The 15,289-nt window shown below is 38.1% G+C and carries 12 protein-coding genes; 5 read left to right on the top strand and 7 right to left on the bottom strand.

Annotated elements, in window-relative coordinates:
- Window position 1 precedes the first annotated feature (1 nt).
- Window positions 2-1,039: an ATP-binding protein gene (locus tag ND855_RS17475; RefSeq protein ID WP_265359512.1), complete on the top strand. Its 1,038-nt coding sequence runs from the start codon at window positions 2-4 to the stop codon at window positions 1,037-1,039.
- Between the two features lie 33 nt (window positions 1,040-1,072).
- Here the strand turns inward: ND855_RS17475 and ND855_RS17470 are convergent, their stop codons facing one another.
- From ND855_RS17470 to ND855_RS17450, 5 genes are all read right to left on the bottom strand, one after another.
- Window positions 1,073-1,606 carry an adenine phosphoribosyltransferase gene (locus ND855_RS17470; protein ID WP_265359511.1) on the bottom strand — a complete coding sequence of 178 codons (534 nt, stop codon included), beginning with the start codon at window positions 1,604-1,606 and terminating at the stop codon, window positions 1,073-1,075.
- A 93-nt stretch (window positions 1,607-1,699) separates the two neighbouring features.
- Window positions 1,700-2,590 carry a protease HtpX gene (gene htpX / locus ND855_RS17465; protein WP_265359510.1) on the bottom strand — a complete coding sequence of 297 codons (891 nt, stop codon included), beginning with the start codon at window positions 2,588-2,590 and terminating at the stop codon, window positions 1,700-1,702.
- Window positions 2,591-2,677: 87 nt separating this feature from the next.
- Window positions 2,678-4,294 carry an NCS2 family permease gene (locus tag ND855_RS17460; protein ID WP_265359509.1) on the bottom strand — a complete coding sequence of 539 codons (1,617 nt, stop codon included), beginning with the start codon at window positions 4,292-4,294 and terminating at the stop codon, window positions 2,678-2,680.
- Entirely contained in the window at window positions 4,291-4,749 is a 459-nt protein-coding gene (locus tag ND855_RS17455) for a ClpXP protease specificity-enhancing factor SspB (protein WP_238761434.1), read from the bottom strand. Before ND855_RS17455 ends, ND855_RS17460 begins: the two co-directional genes overlap by 4 nt.
- A complete protein-coding gene (locus tag ND855_RS17450) occupies window positions 4,746-6,629 on the bottom strand; it encodes a polysaccharide biosynthesis protein (RefSeq protein WP_265359508.1) in 1,884 nt (627 codons plus the stop codon). The genes ND855_RS17455 and ND855_RS17450 overlap by 4 nt, the downstream gene beginning before the upstream one ends.
- Window positions 6,630-6,712: 83 nt before the next feature.
- On the opposite strand from ND855_RS17450, the gene ND855_RS17445 reads away from it, so the two are divergent.
- Window positions 6,713-7,198 carry a hypothetical protein gene (locus tag ND855_RS17445; RefSeq protein ID WP_265359507.1) on the top strand — a complete coding sequence of 162 codons (486 nt, stop codon included), beginning with the start codon at window positions 6,713-6,715 and terminating at the stop codon, window positions 7,196-7,198.
- On the opposite strand, the gene hrpB is transcribed toward ND855_RS17445, so the two are convergent.
- Window positions 7,180-9,645, bottom strand: a complete 2,466-nt coding sequence (gene hrpB / locus ND855_RS17440; RefSeq protein WP_265359645.1) for an ATP-dependent helicase HrpB — start codon at window positions 9,643-9,645, stop codon at window positions 7,180-7,182. The genes ND855_RS17445 and hrpB overlap by 19 nt on opposite strands.
- 122 nt (window positions 9,646-9,767) lie before the next feature.
- Between hrpB and ND855_RS17435 the strand changes: the two genes are divergently transcribed.
- On the top strand, window positions 9,768-10,634 hold the full coding sequence (locus tag ND855_RS17435) for a bifunctional helix-turn-helix domain-containing protein/methylated-DNA--[protein]-cysteine S-methyltransferase (protein ID WP_265359506.1): 867 nt from the start codon (window positions 9,768-9,770) through the stop codon (window positions 10,632-10,634).
- On the opposite strand, the gene ND855_RS17430 is transcribed toward ND855_RS17435, so the two are convergent.
- Window positions 10,631-11,371 (bottom strand): lysoplasmalogenase family protein, encoded by a 741-nt coding sequence (locus ND855_RS17430; RefSeq protein ID WP_265359505.1) that lies wholly within the window; start codon window positions 11,369-11,371, stop codon window positions 10,631-10,633. The genes ND855_RS17435 and ND855_RS17430 overlap by 4 nt on opposite strands.
- Before the next feature lie 301 nt (window positions 11,372-11,672).
- Between ND855_RS17430 and ND855_RS17425 the strand changes: the two genes are divergently transcribed.
- Together ND855_RS17425 and ND855_RS17420 are read left to right on the top strand one after the other, a co-directional pair.
- On the top strand, window positions 11,673-13,178 hold the full coding sequence (locus tag ND855_RS17425; RefSeq protein WP_265359504.1) for a choice-of-anchor D domain-containing protein: 1,506 nt from the start codon (window positions 11,673-11,675) through the stop codon (window positions 13,176-13,178).
- Window positions 13,179-13,199: 21 nt separating this feature from the next.
- Complete coding sequence (locus tag ND855_RS17420; protein ID WP_265359503.1) at window positions 13,200-15,251, top strand: S8 family serine peptidase; 2,052 nt, start codon at window positions 13,200-13,202, stop codon at window positions 15,249-15,251.
- Window positions 15,252-15,289 lie beyond the last annotated feature (38 nt).

The following is a 15,289-nucleotide window of genomic DNA, read 5'->3' as shown; positions in this document are numbered from 1 at the left end:
AATGAAAACAAGTTTTTCAATTCTTGCTGGATTTTTCTGTGTTGGTAATTTGACAATCCTACTCGATACTTTGTTTTTAAAAAACCAAATCCTAAACCACCCGCATATCATTTCGACATTCCTTGTTTTTTTATCATTTGTTCTGATTTTTTTTGGACTCCATTTTCCTACTTTTTTCCGTAACTTCCCAAAACTACTCATCATCTCTTCTTTTGTTTTTGGTATGGGGATCATGTTACTGTTGGTTGATTTAGGAATACTCAACGATGTATATCCTGAGGCTAGTTTGATACTATTGAAATATTACTATAACGCTTATTATATAGTGACATTCATTGTGTTTTCTTACTTGATCATTGCAAAACTGCGTTTTAATTTCCCAGCGATTCAAACTTTCATGGAATATATTTATTATGCAGCATTTGTAACTTGTTTTAGTTTCCTAATCATTTGTAATTTCCCATTACTCATCCCAATCTCTACTTCCTATTTTCTGCATTTTTTCTTATTTTTGAATTTATTGTTTTTATTCTGTTTTACCGTATTTTTATTCCATTATTCCTTTACGAAGGATTACTTAACTCATCCTTTTTCTTTTTTATTTGAAAGATCAAAACAAATCTTTGAGGAACAGATTCCTGCAAATAGGTCCAATTCAAGATTAGTGAAAGAAAAACTTTGGAATTTGTATGAGAAACAAAATTGGCGCAAAACAATGGATAGTTTCTGGTTCCAAATTTTAGTAGATGAAACTTTGGACAATGCTCTTGAACACGGTGGGAAAAGAGAAGAGGATATCATCACCGTACATGTGTTTGAGTCTTCAAAATACATTGATGTTTACGTGATTGATAGTGGAAAAGGATTTAACCCAAGGTCAATCCCAAGCCCAATTGAATCAGATAGAAAATTGGTAACTGGTGGACGTGGAATCCATATCCTTAAAAAACTATTTTTAGTAAGATGGAATTTTTTAGGAAATGAAGTGAATATCAGAGTGGATAAAACAAAAAGTTCCGATTGGAAAACTAACGTTTAGTCGAAACTTTTTGTTATGAATTAATAGCTAGGTTTAGTGTCCTTCAAACTCACAAATAGAATAAACATCTATACCATAAGTATCTTTGATTCTTTTTGCTCCACCTAAATCAGGTAAGTTGATGATAGTAGAACATTCATGAATTTGACCTTTTAGGTTTTGGATGAGTTTTATCGATGCTTCCAAGGTCCCACCAGTTGCAATTAAATCGTCCATGATGAGAACTTTGTCTCCTGGTACAATGGCATCGGTATGGATTTCCACATGGTCAACTCCATATTCCAAAGCATAGGATTCGGAAATGGTATTCCCAGGTAGTTTTCCTTTTTTTCGAATCGGAACAAATCCAACTCCTAATTGGAAAGCGAGTGCAGCACCTGGAATAAATCCCCTTGCATCAATCGCTGCAATTTTATTTAATTTTGCATTTTGGTATCGTTCTACAAACATCCCAATGGTCAGTTGGAAACCCTCTGGGTCGATGAGAAGGGAAGTGATGTCTCGAAACAAAATCCCTGGTTTTGGGTAATCAGGAATGGTTCGAATCTTAGATTTAACAATGGACATATAAGGATGAAACCAAAGATGTCAAGGGTCTTGCAATAAAAAAAGGCCGGCAATTGCCGACCTTTCGAATTGTTTTTAAACTTTTGGAAATGATTATCTCATTTGTTTGAGAGCAAGGATTCGATCTTCCAATGCAGGGTGAGTGGCAAAAAGAGATAAGAATCCTCCTTTCTTAGAAGATATTTTAAAGGAAGCGATTGCTTCTCCTCTTGGGTCTTCTGGCATCTCCACCATTTGTCTAAGGGATTCGAGAGCTGAAATCATCGACTCTCTTCCCGCAAGTTTAGCACCACCTGCATCTGCTCGGAATTCTCTTTGGCGAGAGAAATAAGCAACTGCCATAGATCCTAAGATTGAGAAAACAATGTCAAGAGCGATGGTCACAACAATTCTTACAATGTGAGCCATTTCTTCTTTCACTGCATTGGACGCTACGTAAGCAATGATACGAGAGATGAACATTGCAAAAGAGTTCACAACACCTTGGATCAGAGTTAAGGTCACCATATCTCCGTTTGCTACGTGAGACAATTCATGTGCAAGCACACCTTCTAACTCTTGTGTGTTCATTCGATTGAGTAGTCCCGTGGAAACGGCAACAAGGGCACTTGATTTACTAGGTCCAGTAGCAAACGCATTTACTTCTGGAGATTCGTAAATTCCCACTTCTGGCATGGGAAGGTGGGCACGTTGTGCTAAAGACTGCACTCGACGATACACGTCCATTTCATGAGCAGAAGCTTGTTTTGGGTCGATGACTTTGACACCCATCGTCCATTTCGCCATCATTTTGGAAAGTAAGAGCGAAATAAAAGACCCCGCCATACCCCACATTAAACAGAATACAATGAGTTGTGTTAGATCCAAACCATAGGCACGGATGCTAAATCCCATCGAACCCAAAAGGGTAGTCACGATGGAGATTGTTGTCATAATCAAAATATTGGTTAACAGGAAAAAACCGATTCGTTTGATCCAAGTCATAGGAAATTGTTCTCCTTACGGTTCTTTAACAAGAACCTACATATTAGACTGAAACTGTAAGCCTCTCACGAAAAGATTACAAGCAATTTAATGTTCTAAATTTTCGCCTTTTTCTTTGGAACCAAGGAACTGAATGAGTAAAAATAAGGTCGCAAGAGAAACATATGCAATCGGGAAATCCCAATTTGCAATTTCTGTAAACCGATTGAAAATAGCATTCCCTTTCAGTTCGTATGCATGGATCCAACCAAATATGGACAAACAAGCGGCAATGACTGCCCACAAACTTGCTTTTAGCCATTCTCTTTCCAAAATAAAGACTACCATTGCTGCCCAAATCATGGATGTAATCAGAAATCCTTGTGAAAGGGAAAGGATTCCAGAAAGAGCATAGGGAAGGAAAGTTAAGTGAGGAGGAATATCAGAAAGTGAAAAATGATATGCCTGTTTTGCACCTAATTCTTGTAAGATTCCCTGAAGTTTCCCATCCAAAAATAAAAAAACATTTTGGATGATAAGAACTGCCCAACCAGCAAACGCTGGTAACAAACCGACAACAACAGCAGGGGAATGGTGTTTGGGGATTGCTTGGAAGGCTTGGCTTGTAATGATGATTCCAATCCAAAGAACAATTGCCATTCCAGCTTCCACAGGAATTAAGGCTTGTATTAAACCCATAAGGCCAAAGAGACTAACAATAGTCATGAATACACCAGATAACATAGAATAACTATGTTTTGCACCTAACGCTTTCCAGCCTGGATGGCCGATGTAAATCGTAGTCGGGAAAGGTGAACCAAATGCGGTTCCAGCGAGTGTACCAACTCCATTTACAAGTAAGGAAGTTTTTGTATCAAAACTATCACCAGAAGCTTCTGCAGATTCGATGTTTTGTAAAGAACCAATCACATTGAAGATTCCCATGGGCAATATGATGGAAAAGTATGCTTGTAAATTTGAATAGGTTAGAGTTTCGAATAAGGAAGATAACGACAATTGAGGGAAATAAAAACCCAAAGTTGCCAATCCGTTTTGGATCCCACCTTCTTTGTAAATTGGATCTCCCCAAAAACCAGAAAGATAAGACAAAAGTACACCAACAAGAATTGATAAAAATCCACCTGGAATGCCAAATGGGAATCGTACTTTCCCAAAATATTGAAGGAGGATAATTCCAAGAGGGATAAAGGCGATCATGGGTCTCTCAAACGTTCGTAGCAAAAAGTCCATTGAGATAAAGGTTAGTGCAATGCCTGCTAAAGCAGAAAGTAAAGCTGCCCGAGGAGTGTATTTCCTAATTTTTGCAGCAATAAATGATCCCAATACTTCAATGAGACCGGACGCAAAAGAAACAAGTAACCCAGCTTTCCATGCTTCCTTATAATCACCTGTCGCTTGGTAGGTGGGGAACATTACAAAAAAGATAAATGCAAATAGAGAAACCGTATTGATCCCGTATGGAATCGCAGTTACATCCGTACGATTTGTCCTTTGTCCCAATTTCCAAGCTTGCCATGCATAAAAAACATTCCCAATGAGTAAGGAAATTGCAGCGCCAGGTAACACAACAGAGGTGATAAATGGTAAAGGAAATCCGCATACGCCCATACATAAGGCTGAGAGAACAAGAAGTTGGATGAGGTTGTCGACCATGAGACCAAAAAATCCATCTAGGTCACCGCGTGTGATGGTAAAAAAATTCATTCGTTTCGTTTGCCTCCAAAATCAACTCGAATGACATTCCCGTCGCCAGTGACTTCTGGTTTTTGGGATTTTGGTTTGGATAATGATTCTTCAGGGTTTGTGTTTGTTTCGATTTGTAAAAATCGAAGTTGTGTAGCAGAATTTTGGAATTTGTCGTAAATTCTGAAAACTGCATCCCAAGGGATCATGGTTGGTTCCCAAGTGGAACCAAATTGTAATTCCGCAAATAAATAATCTGGCTTACTATCCAAAACTTTTACTGCTTTGTCACCAAACACGAGTACAATACCAGATTCTTTTTCTGCATTGAGTAGACCACGTTTCCCAATTTCCAATTTTGGATGAGGCATTACATGGAGATAAAATACTCCAAATCGTTCCCAGTATAAATTGAATAAATCTCTTTTGAACTCACGTAATGTTGTGATTTCTTCCTGCGTGAGGTTTTGGCTCATAAATTCCTTTTACCGTGTGAAGTTTCCCATTCGATGTATTCATCGTGGATTTTATATTCTGGAATGATGTCTTTTAGTCCTGCAAAAATTTCCCTATTTTTATTGGCTTTTGCGAGGGAAAATAACCGATTCAGTTTATTTTGAAAGAGTAACAAATTGTAATGATCTAGTGGAGCAGCAATTCGAATTTTTGGGTGATGGGTTTTTTTGATCCCTTCAGCATTTAACAGAAGTTCTTCGTATAATTTTTCCCCAGGTCTAAGCCCAGAAAATTCAATATTAATATCTTTATAAGGTGTGTATCCGGAAAGGCGAATCATCTCTTCGGCAAGTGATAAAATACGAACCGGTTCACCCATATCGAGTAAAAAGATTTCCCCATGTTCACCCATACTCCCTGCTTGTAACACAAGTTGTGTGGCTTCTGGGATTGTCATAAAGTATCGGATCACTTCCGGGTGAGTCACTGTCACAGGACCACCACGTTTGATTTGTTCTCGGAATCGAGGAATCACACTTCCGTTGGAACCTAATACATTCCCAAATCGAACTGTGATGAATTTGGTTCTAGAATTTTGAGAGATATGTTGCAGATAAATTTCAGCAGCACGTTTTGAGGCACCCATCACATTGACAGGGTTTACAGCTTTGTCTGTAGATATGAGTACGAAACGTTCCACTCCAATCAATCGACAAACATCCGCTACGTTTTTTGTCCCCATCACATTATTGAGAATTGCTTCTGAAGGATTAATCTCCATCATGGGAACATGTTTGTAAGCAGCTGAGTGGAAAACAACAGATGGCCTATGTTCTTCAAAAACAGCCGAGATTCTCGATAAATTTTTGACATCAGCGATGACTGGTCGAATGTCAATATTCAATTCAGAAAAGTTTTTCCGAAGTTCATAGTCGATCTCGTATAACGGTGTTTCGGCGGCGTCTAAAATAACAAGTACACTAGGTTTAAAAAGTGCGACTTGGCGGCAGATTTCAGATCCAATGGATCCACCAGCTCCCGTTACGAGAATGACTTTTTTTTCCAAGTAAGAACGGATAGATTCAATTTCTAAATCAACAGTAGGTCTACCAAGTAAATCTTCAACTTGTACTTCACGAAGTTGTGTGATATTTGGTTTCTCGGCAAGGTATTCGCCAAATGTAGGTAAGATTTTAAACTCAACACCCGCACCTTCACATTCTTTCATCAGTTTGCTTACAACACGTCCATCGGGTTGTGGAACTGTCATAATGACCTTTTTGACCGCATAACGATTCAAAACTTTTCCAATCTCTTCGGTTGATCCGAGAATGGGAATCCCTTGGATGTAACCACCTTTTTTGGAAACATTATCATCCAAAAATCCGATAGGGAAATAATCTAAGTCTACGTTTCGCCTAATTTCAGTTAAAAAAGAGCTTCCTAATTTCCCCGCACCAACGAGCAGGATGGGAGTTCCTTTCCTGGTTTTGTCAGGACTAAAAATTTGTTCCCTAATCATCCTCCAACTCAAACTTCGGAGGCACAAAAATCCTAAAAGGATGAGTGTATCAAGAATGGGAACCATTCGTGATAATTGGTAAAATCGATTGTAAAAGAGAAGGGCTAATGTAGAAACCAAGGAAGAAAGGATGGTTGCTTTGATGATGGCTAATAGATCGTGTAACGAAGCATAGGACCACAAAGAACGATAGATCCCTGAAAATAAAAAAACGATACTTCTCGTGACCACGACGATCGTGGCACAGACCCAAAAATCCGGGTAATTGTGAAGAAACCCAATATTCTCAAATCGCACCAAGTGTGCGAGAAAATAGGACAAAAACATAAAGAGAATGTCTACAGGAAAAACCCAGTATCGTCTTGGGATCGATTTCATATCTGATAAATAAAGGTATTTGGAACAAAATTCCTTGTAAATACAGAATCTGTTCCGAAGAATAGAAAAGAGGAAAAACCTGTTTGAAATCACTTCTTTTCCGCCTTGCGGGGATTTTTTCCGCAGAAATTGGCTCGGAACTTTATTTAAAACTAAAGGAAGAAACTCTTTCGCCTTCACTTTTTTGCCTTGATTTTACAGAAGTCACAGAGGTGACGGAAGTAGGTTGGGAATTTTTGAGGAAAATGACGGAGAGATGCAAAGAAACTGGTTCAAAACTAGCAGGCTTTGGATTAAAATCGGAAATCCCTTCTGAACAAAATGCAGTCCTTTCGTTTTTTAAAGAAGAAGCAGAGTGTATCCATCATCTAGAATCTTTTTATATCGGGGATACTCCCGCAAACGAACTCACTCCAAAGTCACCACAAGAAGTGAAAACCATCCACTGCCCCGAGTGCCAAACTTTACTAAGATTTAAACAAATGGGTGATCATCTTTGTCCCAATTGCCAATCAAAATTTTTTGTGAACCAAAAAGGTTGGGTCTCAACTTACGAACGTTTGTTGTGATTTAAATGTTTTGTGGGAATGGCTTCCCAAGGTTTGTCAGGCCAAGGGTGTTTTGGGTAACGTCCTTTTAACTCTTTTTTTACTTCATGGTAACCATTATTCCAAAAACTTTCTAAGTCTTTTGTAATTTGGACTGGCCTTCTTGCAGGTGACAACAAATGGACTAAGATTTTAACTTTCCCATTCGCCAAATTTGGTAAGGATTTCAGTCCAAATAACTCTTGTAATTTGACATGTAATTCAGGTTCATTGCCATGGTATTGTATGGGAAGAGTAGAACCAGAAGGAACTTGGATTGATGTTGGTGCTTCTTTCTGGATGATCGATTGGTTTTCATATCCTACATATGATTTAAATGCTTCTAAGAATGGAAGATTCGTTAAAGAAAACTTTTGTGTTTCAAAATTTAGAAATGGAAACAACCAATCCTTTACCGATGATTTCAAATGGTCTAAGGATACATTGACACCTAACACATCATTTTTGACCAAAAACTGGACTCGATTGAAATAATTGAAAAGTTCTTCTCTTTTATTCCATTCATACTCCCAATCCATATGAGATAAGTATTCTAAGAGTGCATTTTGAATGGCTGAAGGATTTGGTTTTGTCAGTTCTTTCGAATCCAAAATCAGATCCCCAATTTTTCTCTCTTCTTTGACGATTAAAAAAGATTCATTCCGTTGGTTTGTTCTGATTTCAGGGCTTTGTACGATTTCAATATGTTCGTTTAGAGTTTCATCGATCAGTTCAAGGGAAATGGGGAGGTATTGTGTGATGTACAAAGTGGATCCAAACGAAATTGTATCGAGTGCAAGTATGAATTCGGATAATTGGAGTAAGTTTGAATTAAACGTACCAATTTTTCCATTGGAGAGTTTGTATTCTTTTCCCTCTTTTTCTTTTCGTTTCCCAATCCGATCTGGGAATCCTTTGCAAAAATAATAATCCCTAAGTTCATTTTTGTTTTTTTGAGGATATGCATTTTTCCCTTTAAAAATGCTTAAAATTTGATCATATACGAGTTTCAATTCTTGTGAGAATGAATTTTGTGAAATGGAATTTGGAAATTCCTTTGTTTCTGTACCGGTGGATTCTTTTCCAAGAATGGAAACAATATCTGCAATGATTGTTTCGTTTTCTTTTGGTAACCTTGAGATCACACATCCCAATCGAATGGGAAGAGGGTACAATAATGTTTCTTTCCCTAAATCGGTTAGTTGGTTATTTTTATCTAAACAACCTAATAATTTTAAACGTGCCATGGAAAGTAACAGTGAACCTTTGTTTGGTGGATCAAGGAAGGGAAGAGAATTTATCTCTTCACCAAATGATTTGATTTCCAAAACCAAACGGTCTAAATCACCTTCGAGGATTTCTGGTTTTGTACGATCAAAAAAATTTGTTTCTTCTTCTTTGGACCAAAGTTTATAAACGAATCCTTTCCCTTCCCGTGATGCACGTCCTGCTCTTTGTTTTGCACTACTAAGACTAATTCGGTCTCGGACCAAATGTGTGATTCCGGATTCTGGATCAAAAATAGAATGTTTAAAATAACCAGAATCAAAAACAACTCGCACACCAGGAATTGTTACAGATGATTCTGCAATATTTGTGGATAAGATGATTTTCTTTTTGCCTCGAGAGTCTGGTAAAAAGATATTTTCTTGGTCAGATAAATTCATATCGCCAAACAAAGGAAGAACGATAGAATTCTCTTTGATAGTCTGGTTTAATTCAAGTTGGAATTTTAAATCTAAAATTTCTTTTTTCCCCGATAAAAAAACCAAAATATCACCTGTTGTCTGTTCGACTGCCTTGGGTATTAGGTCGATGATTCGTTGTAGAAGATTTTTTTGAGATTGCCCCATATAGAAAATTTCTAATGGATGTGTCACGGTTGAAACTTCAATTGGGGGATTTGTGATTCCCAAGTTAACAAAGTTTTGTCCTTCTAAAGTAGCAGACATGATGAGAATTTTTAAATCACTACGAAAGATTTCTTGGGTTTTTCTAGCCAATGCAAAACAAAAATCCGATTCTAATCTTCTTTCATGGAATTCATCAAAGATAAGTAAACCATAGTCTGAAAGTTCAGGATCAGACAGTAGATAATTTGTTAACATCCCATCAGTAACAAATTCGATTTTTGTATCTCGATTGATTTTAGAATCAAAACGGACACGGTACCCAACAGTTTCTCCCACTGGTTCTCCAATGGTTTGGCAAATCCGTTTTGCTGCATTTTTTGCTGCAATCCGTCTTGGTTCAAGGATACAAATTTTTTTGCCTGCAGTTAAATTGAATTTTAAAAGTTCCAAAGGTAAGGCAGTTGTTTTACCAGAACCAGGTGGTGCATCCAAAATTGTGACAGGATTTTTTTGGATAGATGCAACTATCTTTTGTAAGGCGGATAATACAGGAAATGTTTCAGTGTTGGGATTCACAGTCGTTTTGATATAAAAAAATACTTCCAATACCTGCAAAAAAATGCAAACAAAATGTATTTTTTCGAAAAAATCACAAGAATCGGGTTTCCGAATCGATACCGATTGGGTAAACTTTCATTGTGGAATCGCAAGGAAAACATTACCAACTCATTCAAAACGTAATTGAATATTTGATTCAAAATTTTGAATCCCAACCCAGTTTAGATTCATTGGCTCAATTTGCCAAATTAAGTCCTTCTCATTTCCAAAAACTGTTTTTAGAGTATGTGGGAGTCTCTCCAAAACAATTTTTATCTTCAGTAACTTTAACGCACGCTAAGCGACTCATACAAAAAAATTCAATATTAGACACAACCTATCGTTTGGGATTATCCAGCACGGGCAGATTACACGATTTATTTATCAAATTAGAAGGGATGACTCCTGGTGAATATAAATCGTTTGGAGAAGGGGTACATTTATACTATGAGTTTTTCCCTACCATTTTAGGGGAAATGGTTGTTGTCTCCTCTGAGAAATCGATTCAGAATTTACAATTTTTACAACAGGGAAGTGACAAAGAGGAATGTTTATCAGCTATCAAAGTGAGTTTCCCAAATGCAAGATGGAAAGAAGAGAAAAGAGAAATACACAATCCAGTGAAAGATTTTTTACAAACCATTCGGGTACCGAAATCTCCCATCCATCTCTCCGTGTTAGGGACACCCTTCCAAATAAAGGTATGGCAATCACTTCTATCGATCCCTTCTGGAGATACTTCCACTTATGGAGAAATTGCTGAATCCATTGGCCAAAAAAATGCACATCGTGCAGTGGGTACCGCCATTGGGAAAAATCCAATCGCAGTACTCATCCCATGCCACCGAGTCATTCAATCTTCTGGTTTATTTGGCGGTTACCGGTGGGATCCCAAACGCAAACAAACATTACTTATGTGGGAAAATGCAACCCACTCTCTTACAATGGATTCAGAACTCACTTTTTAATGGGCTAGCATTCTCGTATGGGAAACAAGAAAAAACCCAACGAGTAAAAAACACTGAGCAATGAGATAGGTAATCCATGGAACTTGAAACTCCCATTTTGGATGCCTTGTGCCATTGATTGTTGTTTCGCCCATTACAGCATCCGAGAGAAGGAAAAAGCCAGCTCCAATTCCCAAATAAATCCAAACACCACCATACAATAAATAGGCGTTAATGCATAAGGATACAAAAAAACACAAAATAATTCCATAGATAAATGCAGAGGCCATCACCCATTTAGAGCGATTTGGATTGTAAACTCTAAAATAAAAAATCACAGCAGGTAAAATTATAAAAAGTAAACTAATGATAAAAGGTCTCGTATTAGAATACAATTCTTCCCATGTGATCAATTGGCGAATGGCCAATATAAAAAAGACTTGAGCAATGGCAAAACTAAAGATGCCACCTAAAACGGGATCTTTCATATATTTTTTAGCCAAAGGAAATTGCAAATTGAACCAGTCACCTAGCATAGAAAAGGCGATTGCAATGACTGGAAAGGCAAATCGTGAGTGACCCAATTGGAATAATAACCAAGCAAAAACAATCACTTGGAAAGAGAATCCTAAATAAACCCCTCGGGAAATCTCTAAACGTTTTTCTGGGTTTGATTCTTCGCTAAGGGTGATCCAATGGATACAAAAAGCGGAAACGATGGCAAAAGGAATGGCTGTGAGGATGAAGTAATATACCATACTGGATATTACCATGATTCAGAAATAAAAGCAATGCTTAGTTCTGGAAGTAGTGAAATTCTTTACAATTCCATCATTAAATATGAACCAAACAATGATTATACTATAAAAAATTCTCCTAACAGCTATGATGTTTCCTCTTTTGATTAAAAAAAATGGAAGCAAACCAGAATTTACGTTCTAAAAATGGCATTGCACCGTTTTTAACGGTTTGTATGACCATGGAGTGAAAACAGTGTGATTGAAAGTAGACGAACGTGAATTATATTGGTCAAAAATTCGGACGTTGGGCCCAAATCACATGCAAAAAAAGTACATTCTAATTCCCTTATTCTCTATCTTCACATTTATATCTTGCCCAGGAGCAGGGGGGGGCGGTGGTGGAGCCGCATTTGCACTCCTAGGACTTGGTGGTGGGGGAACGGACGTAGGTGCACCAAAGTTAGAAGTTACCTATTCAGGTGTTGTCAGAGAAAGTGGAGCAAGTATTGATCTCGGTACTGAACCCATCAATACTACGAATGGAAAATTGGCGACACTCACCATCCAAAACAAAGGGACCACATCCCTGACTTTACCAGGATCGCCTATAGTTAATATGACTGAATCCGAACTCAATCAATTTCAATTGACGCAACCGAACCAAACAACTTTAGCTCCCAATGCGTCCGTAACCTTTACTTTGCGATTCAAACCAACTTCAACCGGTCTTAAGACAGCCGTCGTAAAGTTATCCACTTCAGATCCAGCACTTTCTGCTTTCCAACTCACATTCACGGGGACAGGAGGAGCTGCTGCAGCACGGCTGGCACTCTCTCAAGGAGCAACTGAGATTGTCAGCAATGGAAGTTTTAGTATGGGGAGTGTGGAAGAACAGTCTTCAGGAACACCAATCCAATTCACAATCAGTAACACGGGGAGTCTATCCTCCACTTTAGGAACTCCCGTTGTGGAAAGTTCCAATGCACAGTTTACAGTTTCTGCAGTTTCTGTTGCGAATGGATCAACGTTAGCAAAAGACGGAACATTTACATTTAATGTAACGTTTTCGCCAGCGAATACAACTCCAACGTCAAAATCAGCTACGATTACGGTGAACGCAACTCCTTCCAATTTTATATTTACGGTGAACGGAACGGCAACAGTAAAACCAGTTCCAACCATTGCAATTTCACATAACTCTAGTTCTTACACTACTGGTGGGACACTTCCAACGTTTGGAATTTTATGGCCAGGTTTATCTTCGTCGGCAAAAACGGTTACGATCACTAACAATGGAACCGCAACACTCACAGGACTTGCAGTAAATGAATTCAGCGGGAATACTGATCAATTCGTAACTAGTGCTGCAGGTACAACTTCACTAACTCCTGGACAAAGCACTACATTTACAGTAACATTTTCCCCTTCAGCTAGTGGATCAAAAACAGCAGTCGTAAGAGTCACTAGTACGAATGGAAACAATGGTTCTTCCTCATCATCTGATATCACAGTAGAAGGGACTGGAAAATCAAATGCTGGCATTTCAGTTTCATGGACAGCCTTAAAAGAAAAAGCTGTGAATGATACAGATGGTGGTTATAAGGTTTGTTATAGTAAAACAAGTGGATTTAATCCTGCGGATGTAAATGGAACTACTATATTTTGCGACACAGTCCCAAATGCTGGTGGATCAACACCTTTTACCAAAATCATCACAGTGAATACCTATGGGACATGGTATATAAAGGTTTTTGCATTTGGTAAATACAATACAACCGGTGGGACACCATCGACTCAAACATCAGTCAATGTACCGTCTACCTAATCCAAAAGGAAAATAATAGATATGAAAACTAAACTAAGTTACGCTTCGAAAATAAAACTCATTTGTCTAATAACAGTTCTTACATCAACGGTTATCATTTCCAATCCAAACCAACGGAATTTTTTAACTGAACCGTTCCGATTTGAAAGTAGTATTACCAATTCACATTCAAAATCTGGAGCAACAAATCGACCTGATTTTGCACCTGATGAAATTGTCATTAAATTCAAACCATCTGTCTCAAGTGATGAAATATTCAATCGCTCGAGATCATTAGGTTTTCAAGTTGGACATGTGAGCAAAAGAGCAAATTTTACAACTGTTAAAATTGCGAGTAATGAATCGGTAGCTGATGCGGTCAGTCGTGCCAAACTTGATCCTTCTGTCGAATATGCTGAGCCAAAATACTACTACTATGCCCAAGCTACTGCACCAAACGATACTGATTTTGGAAAACTCTGGGGTTTAAATAACACAAATCAAACCATTTCATCACCATCTTATACAACGAATAACCCACCTGGTGCATCCGCTATCGGGAAAGATATGAATGTATTAGGTGCTTGGGATGTGACATCGAACTGTAGTTCTATCATTATTGCAGTGCTTGATACCGGCATCAACTATAACCATGAAGACCTAGCAGCGAATATGTGGGATGGTTCCGCAAGTTGCAAAGATAAAGATGGGAATACGATTGGTGGAGGTTGTCCTAAACATGGTTGGGACTTTGCTTCCGGAGACAACGATCCAAAGGATGAGGAAGGACACGGTAGTCACGTGGCTGGGACCATTGGAGCAGTAGGGAATAATAATAAAGGAATTTCTGGAGTTTGCCAATCTGCTCAACTCATGTCAGTTCGAGTATTGGGAGTAGGTGGAGGAAGTAACGCTACTGTTACCGACGGAATCTACTTTGCGGTAAGAAATGGTGCCAAAATCATCAACATGAGTTTAGGTGGAACACAATACAGCCAGTTGATTTACGATGCGGTGGAATTTGCAAAAGCCAATGATGTTTTAGTTGTAGTAGCAGCTGGAAATGAAAACACAGATCTTGCATCTGGAAATTCTTACCCATGCAAAAACAATAATGCCAATCAAATTTGTATCGCTGCACTAGATCAAAATTTCCAACGTGCAAGTTTTTCTAATTTTGATACAACAACTACTGCTGCAAATCGTGCTGTTGACTTCGGTGCTCCTGGAACCAATATTTATAGTATTTTTGGAAGTGAAACTACATACAATGAAGGAACTTCAAATTATACGGGTTGGACAACAGGTGGTTCAGGTGGTGCTGTAACTTGGGCTTACCAGTCTTGTACAGTTGGATCAGGTACTTTGAAAGGGTTGGCATTACCAAACGATTGTTCGGTTATTAACTTCAATTTTACTCCACCTTACAATAATCCAACATCTGTTTCAGCAAATATTGATAGAACTGTTTATAAATCATTCACCATCCCAAGCAATGCAACAAAAGTATCCTTATTTCAAACTATAGTTTCCGATGGAGAATCTATCGGAGACACATGTTATGATTATACGGAAGTATATTACAAAAATGATGCATCTAGCCCATTTTCAGGAGGAACACTATTAACTCTTCCTGACTATAATCGATCGATGTATGTGCAAAGATTATGTAGAAAAACTATTTCTGGAGTTGGATATTCCTTCATATTATCAGAAGAAGTTACTTTGACAAATTGTATGAATACGGCAGCAACAAGTTGTACTGTAGGATATCGATATAAATCAGATAGTTCTACTCAGAACGGTGGTGTAATGTTTGGAGACTTTTATCTAAGCGCATGGATTGCATCCAATAATTCATACGGAAATTACAATGGAACATCAATGGCAACACCAAATGTAGCAGGAGTTGCGGCATTGATTCGAGCCTATAATCCTCTGTTTACTTATGCGGAAGTTATCCAAAAATTAATAGATGGAGGAACTGCGACTGCATCAATATCATCCAATACAAAATACGGCAAAGCTATTAATGCGAATGCTTCCGTGAAACACATCAATCAGGTGACGGGTGTTACAGCAACGCTTCAATAAACTTTTACTCTATATTCTTTTCATCCCTTACGTTTCCT

Origin of the sequence: Leptospira paudalimensis, from assembly GCF_026151345.1 — a bacterium.
GTDB classification, from domain to species: Bacteria; Spirochaetota; Leptospiria; order Leptospirales; family Leptospiraceae; genus Leptospira_A; species Leptospira_A paudalimensis.
This window is presented reverse-complemented; position numbering and strand designations above follow the sequence as displayed.